Here is a 14,418-nt window from a genome sequence, read left to right on the forward strand (position 1 = left end):
TCAAGTGTTGCGGAAACAAAGGCCTTCATGTATAATATGATGAAGGATGAATGTGAAGGAAATTCATTTATTTTATTATTAGATGCAACTCACGTTGCAGCAGAGAGGTTGTGTGGAAGGGATGCAAAGGCAGAACGATTTGATAAAAAAGATCAACGACCATTATCCAAAATTGAGCAAGGGCCAGAAGCTGCTGGCCAACTACATCATAGACCACTACGAGAAGGCGGTCTTCCTGACGGCCGCCAGACTGGGGAAGATCGTGGGAGTCAGCGAATCCACAGTGGTGCGTTTCGCCAACGAGTTGGGGTACGACGGCTACCCGAAGCTGCAGAGAGCCCTGGAGGAGCTGGTCAAGAACAAGCTGACCTCCATCCAAAGGGTGGAGGTCACTTCGGACAGGATCGACAAGACCCATATCCTGCGGTACGTGCTCCAGTCCGACTCGGAAAAGATCAAGCATACCCTGGAGGAGCTTTCGGAAGAGGATTTCGACAAGGCGGTGGAAACAATCCTGGGAGCGAAGAACATCTATATCCTGGGGGTGCGCAGCTGCTCCTCCCTGGCGGGGTTCCTGGGGTTCTACTTCAACCTGGTATTCGACAACGTGCGTCTGATTCAGACAAACAGCCCCAGCGAGATGTTCGAGCATCTCTACAGGATCGGTCCGGAGGATGTGATCATCGGCATCAGCTTCCCCCGCTACTCCAAGACCACGCTGAAGGCGGTGGAGTTCTCCAAATCCAGAGGGGCCCAAGTCATCGCCATCACCGACAGTGTGCTGTCCCCCCTGATCCCCTACGCGGACAGGAGCCTCATCGCCCGCAGCGACATGGCCTCCTTCGTGGACTCGTTGGTCGCTCCCTTGAGCCTCATCAACGCCCTGATCGTGGCCATCTGCATACGCAAAAAGGACGCCGTGGTGGACAGCCTGGAGAGTCTGGAGAAGATTTGGACCGAATACCAGGTGTATGAGAATGACGAGGAGATCGCCATCAGCTTCAATTCCACCTTTGTGGAGAGCGGCCTGTGAGCGGGACGAAGGAAAAGCCCCTTGGGATCGTGGTCGGCGGAGGTCCGGCGGGAATGGCCGCCGCCATCTCCCTGGCCAGGGAAGGGGCCCGGGTGCTGCTGCTGGAAAAGAACGAGAAGCTGGGCAAGAAGCTCTACATCACCGGAAAAGGCAGATGCAACCTGACCAACGCCTCTCCCGTGGAGAACCTGCTTGAAAACACGGTCTCGAATCCAAAGTTCCTCTACAGCGCGTTCCATCATATGGACAGCTTCGCCACCATGGCCTTCTTCCGGTCCATCGGCCTTCCCGTGAAGACGGAGCGGGGAAACAGGGTGTTCCCGTCCAGCGAGAAGGCGTCTGATGTGAACAAGGTCCTGGAGAAGGAGCTGCGCCGTCTGGGTGTGGAAGTCCGCCTGCATACGGAAGTCACCGGTCTGCTGGTGGAGGACGGGGTGGTCCGGGGGGTCCGGACCGCCGACAGCCGCCGGCGGGAGGAGGTGCTGGAGGCCCAGGGGGTCCTGCTTGCTACGGGGGGGCTCTCCTATGCCATGACAGGCTCCACCGGGGAGGGATTGGAATTCGCGGCCGCTTCCGGCCACCGGCTGGTGGAACCTGTGCCCAGCCTGGTGCCGCTGGAGACAAGGGAGGAAGAGTACGCTGCCATGCAGGGACTGGCCCTGAAGAACGTCTCCCTTGCCTTGTGGAACGGGAAGAAGAAGCTGTACGAGGGGTTCGGGGAAATGCTGTTCACCCATTTCGGACTGTCCGGCCCGCTGGTGCTGAGCGCCAGCGCGTATCTTCCACGAAACATGCAGGGGGAGGCGACCTTGTCTTTGGACCTGAAGCCTGGCCTGAGCTTGGAGCAATTGGACGCCCGGGTGTTGCGGGAGTTCCAGGCCAACATGCGCAAGGCCTTCAAGAACAGCCTGGACAGCCTGCTTCCGAAAACGATGATCCCTGTCTTCCTCGGACGGCTGGACATCCAGCTGGAAAAGCCGGTGGACCAGGTAACGAAAGAGGAGCGGGCCGCCCTGGTGGCGCTGATGAAGGACTACCGCTTCACGGTCAAAGGCCCCAGGGGCTTCCAGGAGGCGGTGGTCACCCGGGGAGGGGTGAGCACCAAGGATGTGCGGCCGGGGACCATGGAATCGAAAATCGTAGAGAACCTCTATTTTGCCGGAGAAATGCTGGACCTGGATGCGTTGACCGGAGGATACAATCTGCAAATCGCCTTCTCCACGGCCTTCTTGGCGGGTAAATCCATGGGAGAGCGTCTCCTGCAGAATTCTGACACAAGGAGTTGAAATGATGATAGCAATCAGAGGCGCCATCACAGTGGACGCAAATACGAGGGAGGCCATCCTGCAGGAAACGGAGGCGCTTCTCAAGGAGATCCTGGAACGGAACAGTTTGGAGCGGGAGGAAATCGTGGGCATCAACTTCACGGCGACCAGGGACCTGACGGCCGCCTATCCTGCGGTCGCCGCCAGATCCCTGGGGCTGGTGGACTGCAGCCTCATGTGCTTCCAGGAGATGCATGTGGAGAACAGCCTGCCCATGTGCATCCGGGCCATGGTCCTGGTGGAACGGCAGACGGGCCAGAAATCGGCGGCACATGTATATATGAAGGAAGCCAGGAGACTGCGTCCCGATCTGGCGTCCGGGGAAGCGGGGGCCGGACGTCCACTGGCCGTGGCCATCGACGGGCCTGCCGGTGCGGGAAAGAGCACGGTCGCCAAGGGCGTGGCGAAGCGGCTGGGAATCATTTATGTGGACACGGGAGCCATGTACAGGGCTTTGGCCCTCCATTGCATGGAGCAGGGAGTGGACCTGGAAGATGGGGAAGCGCTGGCGAAAGCCCTGGACCGCTCCGGCATCCGCCTGGAGCACGGTAGCGACGGCCAGCGGGTGTTCCTTGGAGAGCGGGATGTGACGGAGGAAATCCGCAGGGAGGATGTGGGGAACAACGCCTCGCGGGTGTCCGTGCACCCTGATGTCCGGGAAAAGATGGTGGAAATGCAGCAGCGGATCGCCGGCTCCCAGGCGGTGGTCATGGACGGCAGGGACATCGGAACCCATGTCCTGCCGGATGCCACGCTGAAGGTCTACCTGACGGCCAGCAGCCTGGTGAGGGCCCAAAGAAGGCATTTGGAGCTGCAGGCCAAAGGAATGGAAAGGCGGTTGGACCTGCTGGTAGAAGAAATTGAGGAGCGGGACCGGAGGGATATGGAAAGGGAGCACGCGCCCCTTAGGCAGGCGGAGGATGCGGTCCTGCTTGATGCATCGGACCTGGATGCGGAACAGGTGGTGGAAAGGGTCCTTTCCCTGCTGGAGAGGGTGGAGGCATGAAAATCATCGTGGCCGAGACATCGGGCTTCTGCTTCGGCGTGGAGAAGGCCGTGGAGAAGGTCTACGCCCAACTGGGGCAGGGCCCCCTGTATACGTATGGACCCATCATACACAACCGGTCGGTGGTGGAGGATCTGGAATCCAAGGGGGTTCGGATCATCCATGACCTGAAGGAACTGGGGACAAGCCCCAAGGGGACCATCCTCATCCGGAGCCATGGGGTATCCAAGGCGGAAATGGATGCCATGACCGGCAGCGGCTTCCGGGTGGTGGACGCCACCTGCCCCTATGTGAAAAAGATCCACCGGGTGGTGGAGCGCTGCAGCAGGCTGGGAGACGGAGTCATCATCGCAGGGGATGAAAACCACCCGGAAGTGGCCGGAATAAAGGGATGGAGCGCAGTTCCCGTCTATTACGCCACCGATGAAGGGGACCTGGACAAGCTGCCCCTGGAAGAGGGCAAGGAATACTGCATCGTGGCCCAAACCACATTCAATTACGAAAAATACCAAAGAATCTTAAAAAAATTGCAAAATTTTCCTATTCGTGTTATTATGAACGAGACAGTGTGCCAAGCCACGGAAGACCGCCAAAAGGAAGCCGAAAAATTGGCTGGAATGGTAGACAAGATGATTGTTGTCGGCGGCAAAAACAGTTCAAACACGCAGAAGTTGTATGAGATATGTAAAAGCCGATGTGCCCAAACCTATCACATTGAAACCATAGACGATTTAGTGTTGAATGTTTTTTCTGAGAGTGATATTATTGGTATAACTGCAGGAGCTTCAACTCCAAAGAACATTATTGAGGAGGTCATTTTACATGTCAGAAATGCAACAGAGTTTTGAGGAAATGCTGGAGGCGTCATTGGTTGAAATTCATAGAGGGGAAATCGTAGAAGGTACCGTCATAGATGTCAACGACAACGAAATCTACGTCAACATCGGATACAAATCCGACGGGATCATCCCCAAGAGTGAATTCTCCAACTTTCCGGCTATCCACCTAAAAGACGCGGTCAAGCCAGGAGACACCATCCGCGCAAAAGTTTTGCGGGTGAACGATGGGGAAGGGCAAGTCCTTTTGACCTATAAGAGACTGAAGTCCGAAGAGGGCCTCAGAAAGGTGGAAGAACTCTACAATTCGAAAGAGCCTGTGACAGCCAAAGTGAATCTGGTCCTTGATGGTGGTCTTGTAGTGATCATTGATGAAGTCAGGATTTTCATCCCTGCATCCCTGGTATCCGACACTTATGTGACGGATTTGTCCGAATTCAAGAACCAGGACTTCACCTTCGTCATCACCGAATTCAATCTCAAGAAAAACAGGATCATCGGAAACAGAAGGATCCTTTTGGAAGAGGAAAAGAACGCAAGGATCGAAGAGGTTTTCGAGACATTGGCTCCGGGCCAAGTCATCGAAGGCACCGTAAAGAACATCACAGATTACGGGGTGTTCGTCAGCGTCAACGGTGTGGATGGGCTGGTGCACATCTCCGAATTGTCTTGGGGCCGGATCCGTTCCCCCAAAGATGTGGTCAGCGTGGGTGACACCGTAAAAGTGCGCATCTTGGACGTGAACACGAAGAAGAAGAAGATTTCCCTGTCCATGAAGTTCGAAGAGGACAACCCATGGAACAATGCGGAAGAAAAGTTCGCCGTAGGCAACGTGGTGACCGGCAGGGTGGCCAGAATGACCGATTTCGGCGCATTCATCGAACTGGAAACCGGAGTGGACGCGCTGCTGCACGTATCCCAGATTTCCATCAAGCATGTGGAAAAACCCTCCGATGTGCTGCAGGTTGGTGAAATGGTTACTGCAAGGGTGACCGACTTGAATCTGGAAGACAAGAAGATCAGCCTTTCCATCAAGGAACTGGAGAGGGAGCAGGAAGCTGCCGGCGTATACGATGACGCTGTGGAAGACGAAGAGTAAGCTGTATTGTCCATAGAATCCCTTAGGGGAAGAAAAACTCAGAGGTCAGGAATGACTTCTGAGTTTCCTTTTGAAGCAGGGAAATCGGTCAAGGAGATGTGCGGCTCCCCTTCCAGGAAGAGCCGCCACACCCCGGGACCCAGCAGCGGCCCCAAAAGCCGGGGGTCCAGGGAAGCCAGGGCGCTTGCCTCCACATAGACATGCTCCCGGCGGGGGTCCTTATGGAACAGGGGCAACCCTTTCAAGTGGGGGCCGAGGACGGCGGGTAACTCCACGAACAATCCGGATTTCCTGACAAATGCGGTATCCTTGCCGGCTTGGACCCTGTGTCCGGGGGCAACGAAACGCCCTACGCTCTTGTGTATGGCGGTGTCTTCTTTCGGGAGGTAGTAATAGTTCCGATAATCGCTGAAATAGTGCAGCAGGGACAGCGGCCGGATGGGGAGGTGGAGGGACAGCAGGCTTCCTTGCAAGAGGATCCGGTGGCCGCTCCCGTCGAACGCCGCGGTTCCGAAATGACGCTGCTCCAGCCGGAAGAGGAAAGTGATCTGGTCTTCTTCCCTCTCCAGGGAAAAGGATTCCGGATGGAAGCGGTTTTCCTTCAACTGCAGCACGGTTTCCAGCAGGGGACGCAGTGCAAGCAGTACGAGGGTGTTTTCCAGGTCTTCCCTGTTGTGGACCAGAAGGGGTTGGGCAAGATCCCGCCTATGGCCTTCCAGGAATTCCCGGTGTGTCCTGGCGAGAAGGAAACCGGAGGAGTTGTCCGTCCGACCCAGCCCGAAGTGGGCCGCCAGGACCTGGAGGCGCAAGCCGGGAAAGCCAAGCGCCTGTTTGCATGGCCGAAGACGAAGGTATAGGTCGTACTGGCCCAGGTCCTCCAGGGGGCTTTCCAGACCGAAGGACCTGAAGCGGGCCCCCAGGAAGGGGAGGTCGAAGGCGGTACCGTTGTAGTGGGCCAGGGTCTTGAATGGGGACAGGAACTCCCGAAGCCGGTACAGCAGCTCGTATTCGTCCGCGGGCCGTTCCCCCAGCCACTGGACGGAGCGGATTCCGTCCGGAGACCGGTACAGGCAGCCTGCAAGGAGGAGCTGGTCGCTCCTTCTGTCGAATCCGGTGGTTTCGATGTCCAGGACACATTCGCCTGGACGCAGATGCTCCAGGAAAGGCAAAGCCGTTTCCAAATTGTTTTCGACGATCAGCATGGTCCACCTCCTTCCTTCCATGCTAGGGCAAAGGCCTGGAAATGTCAAGAGCCCTGGGGAATGAAAGAGTTGCCTATACGGGAAACTATATGATAAAATGTTTAATAGCATGGTCCTATGAATAAGATGCAGAAGACTGCCGGGCCGATTTAAGGAAAGGAATGTCAATGGAAAAATTGGTTTTGTATGGTTTCAATAATTTGACCAAATCGCTCAGCTTCAACATTTACGACATCTGTTATGCCAAGAGCAAGGAGGATCAGGAAAAGTACATCGAATACATCGATGAGCAGTACAATTCCACCAGGCTCACGAAGATCCTCACCGATGTGACCGAGATGATCGGAGCCAGTGTCCTGAACGTGGCGAAGCAGGACTATGACCCCCAGGGAGCGAGTGTGACAATTCTGATTTCGGAAGAGGAAGTGCCGCTGCATGCGGTGGACCCTTCCTGCAACAGAGGCATCCTTGCGCCCATGCCCACCCATGTGGTCGGGCATCTGGACAAAAGCCACATCACGGTCCACACCTATCCGGAAAGCCACCCGGACCAGGGAATCACCACATTCAGGGCAGACATCGACGTTTCGACCTGCGGTACCATCTCCCCGCTGAAGGCTTTGGACTACCTGATTGAAAATTTCGATTCCGACATCATCATCTGCGACTACCGGGTCCGCGGATTCACCAGGGACCTGAACGGAAACAAACACTACATCGACCACAAGATCAACTCCATCCAGGACTACATTGCCGAGAGGAATCTGGAGATGTACAACATCATTGACGTGAACGTCTACCAGGAAAAGATTTTCCATTCCAAGATGATCCTTAAGGACCTGGAACTGGACAACTACCTGTTCGGACTGAACAAGGCAGACTTGTCGGATGAGGAAGTGGAAAGGCTGGAAAAGCAGATTTACGCGGAAATGCACGAAATCTATTACGGAAAGAATCTGAAGAAATAAGGGCGCGCCCGACTGGAGGTATGAAATGACACAATGGTTTATGGAACAGCATACGAAGGACGCACAATTCAGAATAGAAGTCAAGAAACACCTGCACAGTGAAACATCCCCTTTCCAGAAGATCGACTTCTACGAAAGCGACACCTTCGGCAAATTCTTTGCCCTGGACGACGTGCTCATGGTCACGGAAAAGGATGAATTCATCTACCATGAGATGATTGTCCACGTGCCCATGGCGGTGCATCCGGAAATCAAGAAGGTGCTTGTCATCGGTGGAGGGGATGGAGGGACAGTCAGGGAGCTGACCCGGTATCCCTCCATCGAAAGCATTGAAATGGTTGAGATCGACGAACGTGTGGTGCGCCTTTGCCAGGAATACTTGCCGCAAACTGCAGGAAAGCTGACAGACCCCAGGGTCAAACTCCATTTCGAGGACGGCATTTCCTTCGTGGCAAGGAAGAAGGACGCATACGACCTGATCCTGGTGGACTCCACCGATCCCATCGGACCAGGGGAAGGGCTTTTTTCCTCCCGATTCTACCAGGATTGCTTTGATGCGCTGAAACCGGACGGCATCCTGATCAACCAGCATGAAAGCCCCTACTACGAACGGGAGTCTACGGAAATGAAGAAGGCGCACAGCAAGATCAAGAAGACCTTCCCGATTTCAATGGTATACCAGTTCCACATCCCCACCTATCCTTCCGGCCACTGGTTGTTCGGTTTCGCATCCAAGAAATTGGATCCGCTGAAGGACCACAAACCCCAGGTGTGGGAGCAACTGGGCCTGTCCTGCGGATACTACAACAGCGAACTCCACAAGGCGTCCTTTGTGCTGCCCAATTATGTGAAGGAAATGCTGGAGAATGCATGATCCTCAAGCCCTTTACCTCTTCGACAGGCAGTTCGGCTGCAAGGGACCCGTTTGCGGCATAGACGAGGTGGGCCGGGGACCTTTGGCCGGACCGGTGGTTGCCGCCGCGGTGGTGCTGCCCGCGGTGGCTGACCTGCCGGGACTTGACGATTCCAAAAAGCTGTCGCCGAAAAAGCGGGAACGCCTGGCCGGACTGATCCGGGAACAGGCGGTGGCTTGGGCGGTCGGCATGGCGTCGGTGGAGGAAATCGACACGTTGAACATCCTGGAAGCCACAAAATTGGCGATGGAGCGGGCTGTGGCGGATTTGGGCGTCGAACCGGAACTGCTGCTGGTGGATGCGGTGCGGCTGCCCCGGATTTCCCTTCCCCAGGAGAGCATCCTGCAAGGGGACGCCAAAAGCGCATCCGTCGCCGCAGCCAGCATCGTCGCCAAAGTGGCAAGGGATGCCATGATGGAAGCTTATGCCGGAGCCTATCCGGATTACGGATTCGAAAGACACAAGGGATATGGGACCAAGCAACATATCCAAGCCCTGCGCTCCCTGGGGCCGACGCCAATACACAGGAAACTTTTCATCCGGAATTTCATCGGCCGGCCGGAGGAGGCAGGACGGTGAACAACCAGGAGAAGGGGCGCCAGGGGGAAGACAGGGCTGCCGCATTCCTGGAAGCCGCAGGCTACAGGGTGCTTGCCAGGAACTACCGGTGCGTGTACGGAGAAGTGGACATCGTCGCCTTGGACCCCGCCGTTCCGGAGCAGACCATTTTCATAGAGGTGAAATATCGGAAGACCGGCACCAGGGGAAACCCCTGGGAGGCGGTGAACCGAACAAAGCAACAGAGGATCATCCGGACATCGGCCGCATATCTGCGGGAACATGGAGGGATGAAGGGCCAGGTGCGCTACGATGTCCTGGAGATGGACGACCGGAAGGTGGTCCATCATCCCTGTGCCTTCGACGCAAGCGGCATGCGCGGGATATGAAGGAGGATTTTGTGTCAATGGAAGAGATGCTCCTGACAGAGCGGGAAGGGGTTCCTTTCCTGGAATTTGCACATTTCAAGGAGTCCGGATTGGTCAGCCATGGGTTTTCGACACGGCATGGAGGCGTCAGCCCCAGTCCGTTCGACACCTTGAATCTGGGACTTGGAAGAGGGGACGACCCGGCCCATGTGGTTGAAAATTTTACAAGAATATGCAAGGCTTTGGAAATCCCCCCCCGATCCCTGGTGTTTTCAGACCAGGTCCATGGTTCCGGGCTTCTGGAGGTGGGACTGGGGGACCGGGGCAAAGGACTCTTCAGGGAATCGGACATCCGCAATGTGGACGGCCTTATGACGGACAGCCCAGGGGTGGCCCTGGCCACCTTCTATGCGGACTGTGTCCCCCTGTTCTTTTTGGATCCGGCGCACAAGGCGGTGGCCCTTTCCCATGCGGGATGGCGGGGGACCGTGGACGGCATCGGGCCCAAGACCGTGGCTGCCATGGCCAAGCGTTTCCAAAGCGTTCCCGGGGAATTGCTTGTGGGAATCGGCCCGTCCATCGGGCCTTGTTGCTTCCAGGTTTCAGAAGAGGTCGTGGACGCCTTCAAGAGGCTGTTTTCACCGGACATGCTGGAACGGATCGCAAAGCCGGAGGGGAACGGAAAACACCGGATCGACCTGTGGCTGGCAAACCGGATGCTCCTGGAAGACAGCGGCGTGCTGCCGGGAAACATCCATGGGGCCCATTTGTGCACCAAGTGCAACGGGAAGGATTTCTTTTCCCATAGGGCCATGGGGAGCAACAGGGGAAGCTTGGCGGCCATACTGGCGTTGAAAGAGGGAGGTGCCCGATGAGGAAGCATCGGATCAAGGAGGTGCTGGAAGGCAGCATCGGAGAGGAAATGGAAATCGAACCGGGAGACTGGCTGGTGGCCATCAACGGCATGGAAGTGGAAGATGCCTTGGACTACCATCTGCTGGTTGCCGACAGTGAACTGGAGTTGAGCATAGAAAAGAAAGACACAGGGGAAGAGTGGGAGATTGTCATCGAAAAGGAAGAGGATGAGGACCTGGGACTCCTTTTCGAAAGCAATCTGATGGATGAGTACAAGTCCTGCACGAACCGCTGTGTCTTTTGTTTTATAGACCAGCTGCCTCCGGGAATGCGGGAAACGATGTACTTCAAGGATGACGACGCCCGGCTCTCCTTCCTCCAGGGCAATTACATCACCCTGACGAACATGCGGGAAAAGGACGTGGACCGTATCATCCGGTACAGGCTGGAACCCATCAACATCTCCATCCACACCATGAACATGGGCCTCCGCCAGGAGATGCTCGGCAACAAGAAGGCGGACCGGATCCTCGGCTATATGGAAAAGCTGCGGGATGCGGACATCCGGATGAACGGCCAGATCGTACTTTGCAAGGGAATCAACGACGGCAGGGAACTGGAGTATTCCATCAGGGAGATGGCCAGGTTCCTGCCCCAACTGCAGAGCGTGTCCATCGTACCGGTGGGTCTGACCAGACACCGGCAAGGGCTGGCCCCCTTGGAGCCGTTCACCCCGGAAGACGCAAGGGAAGTCGTCCGGATGGTGGAAACCTGGCAGAAAAGGACCTTCGCATCCCACAACAACCATTTCATCCATGCGGGGGACGAATTCTATTTTCTGGCCGGGGAAAATGTTCCGGAGGCGGTGACCTACGACGGTTATCTCCAGTTGGAGAACGGCGTGGGCATGACAAGGCTGCTGCTGGACACGTTCGAAGAAGCCCTGGGACACATGGATGTGGATCCCAGGGGAACCTATGCGCCTGTGGCGCTGGCGACCGGGATGCTGACCTTGGACCTGATGCGGCGGCTGGTGGAACAGGTCCGGGAAAAAAGGCCCGGAATGCAGGTGGAGGTCCTTGGGATCAGGAATGATTTCTTTGGGGAGCGGATAACCGTATCCGGCCTGCTGACCGGGCAGGACATCATCCGCCAGCTCCAAGGTAAAGTGGCGGGAAAGCTGCTTCTGCTCCCCTCCAATCTGTTGCGGGACAGCGACCCGGTCCTGTTGGACGACAGGACCCTGGAGGACATCGGAAAGGCCCTCCAGGTGGAAGTGCGGGTGGTGCAGCCCGGAGGAAAAGAACTGATTGACGCATTGGAAGGAGCAAGACATGAGTAGACCGATAGTGGCCATCGTAGGCAGGCCCAACGTGGGGAAGTCCACGCTGTTCAATAGATTGGCGGGAGACAAGCTCTCCATCGTCCAAGACACGCCGGGCGTGACCAGGGACCGGATTTATGCGGATGTGGAGTGGTTGAACTACAGCTTCACCATCATCGACACGGGAGGAATCGAGCCCCAGACGGACGACCTGATCCTGCAGCACATGCGGAACCAGGCGGAAATCGCCATCGACACCGCGGATGTGATCATGTTCATTACCGACGTGAAGGCGGGACTCACGGATTCGGATTTCAAGGTTGCGGAGATGCTGCGCCGTTCCCGGAAGCCTGTGGTGCTTGTGGTGAACAAGGTGGACAGCCATGAAAAGCTGCAGTACGACGTGTTCGAATTCTACAACCTGGGTCTTGGAGACCCCTATGGGATCTCCTCCGCAAACGGCACCGGCCTGGGGGATGCGCTGGATGCTGTGGTGGCCCATTTCGCCCCTGTTTCGGAGGGGGAGGAGGAGGATGAGGTCCCCAGGATCGCCATCATTGGAAAGCCCAATGTGGGAAAATCCTCCCTGATCAACAAGGTTCTGGGGGAAGACCGGGTGATTGTAAGCGAAATCGCAGGCACGACCCGGGACGCCGTGGATACGGACGTGCGCTTCGACGGGAAGGAATACATCTTCATCGATACGGCGGGATTGCGGAAAAAAAGCAAGATCAAGGAAGAGATCGAGAGGTTCAGCATCGTGCGGACTGTCGCCGCCATCGAGCGTGCAGACCTGGTGGTGATGATGGTGGATGCGGAAGAGGGAATCACGGAGCAGGACGCCAAGATTGCAGGCATCGCCCATGAAAGGGGCAAGGGCGCGGTCATCGCCGTGAACAAATGGGATGCGGTGGAGAAGGACGACAAATCCATGTACCGTTTCCTGGATACGGTCCAGAAGACCCTGGCCTACATGACATACGCACCGGTCGTGTTCATTTCCGCGAAGACCGGGCAGAGGATCAACAAGCTGTTCGAAACCATCGACATGGTGGTGCAGAACCAGAACCTGCGGGTGGCAACCGGGGTGTTGAACGAAATCCTGTATGACGCCATGGCCATGAACCAGCCGCCTTCCGACAAGGGCAAGCGCCTCAAGATCTTCTACATGACCCAGGTTTCGGTGAAGCCGCCAACCTTCGTCCTGTTCATCAACGACAAGGAGCTGATGCATTTCTCCTATACCAGATACATTGAGAACCAGATCAGGGAAGCCTTCGGTTTCAAAGGGACGCCCATCCGGATGCTTGCCAGGGAAAGGAAGGAGAAGGAATGATCCTGCGTTTGACAAGCATGCTGGTGGGATATCTTTTGGGATGTTTCCAGACAGCCTATATCATCGGAAAGCTGGCCATGAAAACGGACATCCGGGAGATGGGGAGCAAGAATGCGGGAACAACGAACGCCGTCCGCGTCTTCGGCTGGAAGTTCGGGTTCCTCACGTTCCTTGGGGACATCTCAAAGGCGGTGGCGGCGGTACTTGTGATGTCCGCGCTGTACCAGGATCCAAAGGCGGGCCTTTACGCCGGCCTTGGAGTGGTGCTGGGGCACAATTGGCCCGTGTTCCTGAAGTTCAAGGGAGGGAAGGGCATCGCCTCCACCGTGGGAGCCCTTCTGGCCCTGGACTACCGGATCGGACTAGGCGCAATCCTGTTCATGATCCTGGTTGTGGCGGTCACCCGCTATGTCAGTTTGGCTTCAATCCTGATGGCCCTCTCCATTCCGGCGGCATTCGCATGGCTGGGACATGACCGGGAGGTTGTGGCGGTGGGTGTCGCGTTCGCGGCATTGGCCATATACAGGCACAGGGAAAACATCGCAAGGCTGCTCCAAGGCAGAGAGAACAAATTGGGAAAGAAAAAGGAGGGGAAGCCATGAATATTGGAGTGATCGGATCCGGCAGCTGGGGAACCGCCCTTGCCATCCTCTTGTCCAACAACGGGCATCAGGTGACGCTTTGGACACGTTTCCGGGAGGAAGCGGAAATGCTGGAGAACAAGCGCGAGCATGTGAAAAACCTGCCTGGGGTCCGGATACCGGAAGGGATACGGATCACCACGCAGGTGCAGGAGGCCGTCTCGGGCAAGGAAATCCTGGTGTTTGCAGTGCCTTCCCAGTTCACCCGTTCCACAGCGGAATTGTGCAAGCCGGCCATCGGGAAGGACCAGATTCTGGTGAACGTGGCAAAAGGGCTTGAAGAAGGGACTTTGTACACCATGCAAGAGGTAATCAACGATGTGCTTCCCGAGAACAGGGTGGTTGTCCTTTCAGGTCCCAGCCATGCGGAAGAGGTGGCCCGGGGGATTCCCACTTCGGTGGTCATTGCCTCCCACCAGGAGGAAACGGTGCTGACCGTGCAGGATGTGTTCATGTCGGAGAACTTCCGGGTCTATGGAAGCCATGACCTGATCGGCATCGAGATGGGAGGATCCTTGAAGAACGTCATCGCATTGGCGGCAGGTGTTTCCGACGGCCTAGGGTACGGCGACAACACCAAGGCAGCCCTGATGACCCGGGGCATGGCGGAAATCAGCCGTCTGGGAGTGGCCATGGGGGCCAAGGCGGCAACCTTCAACGGCCTGTCCGGCATAGGAGACCTGATCGTGACTTGCACAAGCATGCACAGCCGGAACCGGAGATGCGGAATTCTGATCGGCCAGGGGGCTTCTTTGGAGGAGGCGCTGGCGGAGGTGAAGATGGTGGTGGAAGGGGTCTATTCCGCCAAAGCAGCGCTGGAGCTTGCCCACAAGCACCAGGTGGAGATGCCCATCATCGAACAGGTGAACCTGGTCCTTTTCCATGGGAAAAGCCCCAGGGAGGCGGTGTTCGACCTGATGGAACGGGACAAGAAATTCGAGTAGAGAATAAAG

General features: G+C 56.6%; 15 protein-coding genes and 1 pseudogene. 15 read left to right on the forward strand and 1 reads right to left on the reverse strand.

What is annotated here, in order from left to right:
• The first annotated feature begins 121 nt into the window (after positions 1–121).
• The 6 genes and pseudogenes from GXN74_RS00885 (at position 122) to rpsA (ending at position 5,299) form a co-directional block, all read left to right on the forward strand.
• The gene (locus GXN74_RS00885) at positions 122–1,033 is read left to right on the forward strand and encodes a MurR/RpiR family transcriptional regulator (RefSeq protein WP_162369061.1); all 912 of its coding nucleotides are present in this window, start codon (positions 122–124) and stop codon (positions 1,031–1,033) included.
• Complete coding sequence (locus tag GXN74_RS00890; protein ID WP_343032778.1) at positions 1,030–2,319, forward strand: BaiN/RdsA family NAD(P)/FAD-dependent oxidoreductase; 1,290 nt, start codon at positions 1,030–1,032, stop codon at positions 2,317–2,319. Before GXN74_RS00885 ends, GXN74_RS00890 begins: the two co-directional genes overlap by 4 nt.
• Positions 2,320–2,323: 4 nt before the next feature.
• Positions 2,324–2,659 (forward strand): annotated as a pseudogene (aroH, locus tag GXN74_RS14885) (chorismate mutase); the annotation flags it as partial.
• Positions 2,639–3,364, forward strand: a complete 726-nt coding sequence (gene cmk, locus GXN74_RS00895) for a (d)CMP kinase (RefSeq protein WP_246208542.1) — start codon at positions 2,639–2,641, stop codon at positions 3,362–3,364. The pseudogene aroH and the gene cmk, both read left to right, overlap by 21 nt.
• Positions 3,361–4,212: a 4-hydroxy-3-methylbut-2-enyl diphosphate reductase gene (gene ispH, locus GXN74_RS00900; protein ID WP_162369023.1), complete on the forward strand. Its 852-nt coding sequence runs from the start codon at positions 3,361–3,363 to the stop codon at positions 4,210–4,212. Before cmk ends, ispH begins: the two co-directional genes overlap by 4 nt.
• The gene (gene rpsA / locus GXN74_RS00905; protein ID WP_162369024.1) at positions 4,187–5,299 is read left to right on the forward strand and encodes a 30S ribosomal protein S1; all 1,113 of its coding nucleotides are present in this window, start codon (positions 4,187–4,189) and stop codon (positions 5,297–5,299) included. The genes ispH and rpsA overlap by 26 nt, the downstream gene beginning before the upstream one ends.
• Before the next feature lie 38 nt (positions 5,300–5,337).
• On the opposite strand, the gene GXN74_RS00910 is transcribed toward rpsA, so the two are convergent.
• Positions 5,338–6,501 (reverse strand): ribonuclease H-like domain-containing protein, encoded by a 1,164-nt coding sequence (locus GXN74_RS00910; RefSeq protein ID WP_162369025.1) that lies wholly within the window; start codon positions 6,499–6,501, stop codon positions 5,338–5,340.
• A 167-nt stretch (positions 6,502–6,668) separates the two neighbouring features.
• Here GXN74_RS00910 and speD point away from each other — a divergent pair, with 167 nt between their 5' ends.
• The 9 genes from speD to GXN74_RS00955 are packed head-to-tail and all read left to right on the forward strand — an operon-like array spanning position 6,669 to position 14,409.
• Positions 6,669–7,469 carry an adenosylmethionine decarboxylase gene (speD, locus tag GXN74_RS00915; RefSeq protein ID WP_425481797.1) on the forward strand — a complete coding sequence of 267 codons (801 nt, stop codon included), beginning with the start codon at positions 6,669–6,671 and terminating at the stop codon, positions 7,467–7,469.
• 25 nt (positions 7,470–7,494) lie between these two features.
• Complete coding sequence (gene speE / locus GXN74_RS00920) at positions 7,495–8,343, forward strand: polyamine aminopropyltransferase (protein ID WP_162369027.1); 849 nt, start codon at positions 7,495–7,497, stop codon at positions 8,341–8,343.
• Positions 8,336–8,962, forward strand: a complete 627-nt coding sequence (locus GXN74_RS00925; RefSeq protein WP_162369028.1) for a ribonuclease HII — start codon at positions 8,336–8,338, stop codon at positions 8,960–8,962. Before speE ends, GXN74_RS00925 begins: the two co-directional genes overlap by 8 nt.
• Positions 8,959–9,330, forward strand: coding sequence for a YraN family protein (locus GXN74_RS00930; RefSeq protein ID WP_162369029.1), 372 nt, complete (start codon positions 8,959–8,961; stop codon positions 9,328–9,330). Before GXN74_RS00925 ends, GXN74_RS00930 begins: the two co-directional genes overlap by 4 nt.
• Before the next feature lie 17 nt (positions 9,331–9,347).
• Positions 9,348–10,184, forward strand: a complete 837-nt coding sequence (gene pgeF / locus GXN74_RS00935) for a peptidoglycan editing factor PgeF (protein ID WP_162369030.1) — start codon at positions 9,348–9,350, stop codon at positions 10,182–10,184.
• Positions 10,181–11,506, forward strand: a complete 1,326-nt coding sequence (locus GXN74_RS00940) for a DUF512 domain-containing protein (RefSeq protein ID WP_162369031.1) — start codon at positions 10,181–10,183, stop codon at positions 11,504–11,506. Before pgeF ends, GXN74_RS00940 begins: the two co-directional genes overlap by 4 nt.
• The gene (der, locus tag GXN74_RS00945) at positions 11,499–12,824 is read left to right on the forward strand and encodes a ribosome biogenesis GTPase Der (protein WP_162369032.1); all 1,326 of its coding nucleotides are present in this window, start codon (positions 11,499–11,501) and stop codon (positions 12,822–12,824) included. The genes GXN74_RS00940 and der overlap by 8 nt, the downstream gene beginning before the upstream one ends.
• A complete protein-coding gene (plsY, locus tag GXN74_RS00950; RefSeq protein ID WP_162369033.1) occupies positions 12,821–13,426 on the forward strand; it encodes a glycerol-3-phosphate 1-O-acyltransferase PlsY in 606 nt (201 codons plus the stop codon). The genes der and plsY overlap by 4 nt, the downstream gene beginning before the upstream one ends.
• Positions 13,423–14,409 carry an NAD(P)H-dependent glycerol-3-phosphate dehydrogenase gene (locus tag GXN74_RS00955; protein ID WP_162369034.1) on the forward strand — a complete coding sequence of 329 codons (987 nt, stop codon included), beginning with the start codon at positions 13,423–13,425 and terminating at the stop codon, positions 14,407–14,409. The genes plsY and GXN74_RS00955 overlap by 4 nt, the downstream gene beginning before the upstream one ends.
• Positions 14,410–14,418 lie beyond the last annotated feature (9 nt).

This window comes from Anaerotalea alkaliphila (genome assembly GCF_010179735.1).
GTDB classification, from domain to species: domain Bacteria; phylum Bacillota; class Clostridia; order Lachnospirales; family Vallitaleaceae; genus Anaerotalea; species Anaerotalea alkaliphila.

Bases quoted from the DNA above. Each gene is read 5' to 3' on its own strand.
- GXN74_RS00925 (WP_162369028.1), top strand. From the start codon at position 8,336: ATGCATGATCCTCAAGCCCTTTACCTCTTCGACAGGCAGTTCGGCTGC.
- plsY (WP_162369033.1), top strand. From the start codon at position 12,821: ATGATCCTGCGTTTGACAAGCATGCTGGTGGGATATCTTTTGGGATGT.
- GXN74_RS00940 (WP_162369031.1), top strand. From the start codon at position 10,181: ATGAGGAAGCATCGGATCAAGGAGGTGCTGGAAGGCAGCATCGGAGAG.
- der (WP_162369032.1), top strand. From the start codon at position 11,499: ATGAGTAGACCGATAGTGGCCATCGTAGGCAGGCCCAACGTGGGGAAG.
- GXN74_RS00910 (WP_162369025.1), bottom strand. From the start codon at position 6,501: ATGCTGATCGTCGAAAACAATTTGGAAACGGCTTTGCCTTTCCTGGAG.
- speD (WP_425481797.1), top strand. From the start codon at position 6,669: ATGGAAAAATTGGTTTTGTATGGTTTCAATAATTTGACCAAATCGCTC.
- pgeF (WP_162369030.1), top strand. From the start codon at position 9,348: ATGGAAGAGATGCTCCTGACAGAGCGGGAAGGGGTTCCTTTCCTGGAA.
- speE (WP_162369027.1), top strand. From the start codon at position 7,495: ATGACACAATGGTTTATGGAACAGCATACGAAGGACGCACAATTCAGA.
- ispH (WP_162369023.1), top strand. From the start codon at position 3,361: ATGAAAATCATCGTGGCCGAGACATCGGGCTTCTGCTTCGGCGTGGAG.
- GXN74_RS00955 (WP_162369034.1), top strand. From the start codon at position 13,423: ATGAATATTGGAGTGATCGGATCCGGCAGCTGGGGAACCGCCCTTGCC.
- rpsA (WP_162369024.1), top strand. From the start codon at position 4,187: ATGTCAGAAATGCAACAGAGTTTTGAGGAAATGCTGGAGGCGTCATTG.
- cmk (WP_246208542.1), top strand. From the start codon at position 2,639: ATGAAGGAAGCCAGGAGACTGCGTCCCGATCTGGCGTCCGGGGAAGCG.
- GXN74_RS00885 (WP_162369061.1), top strand. From the start codon at position 122: ATGCAAAGGCAGAACGATTTGATAAAAAAGATCAACGACCATTATCCA.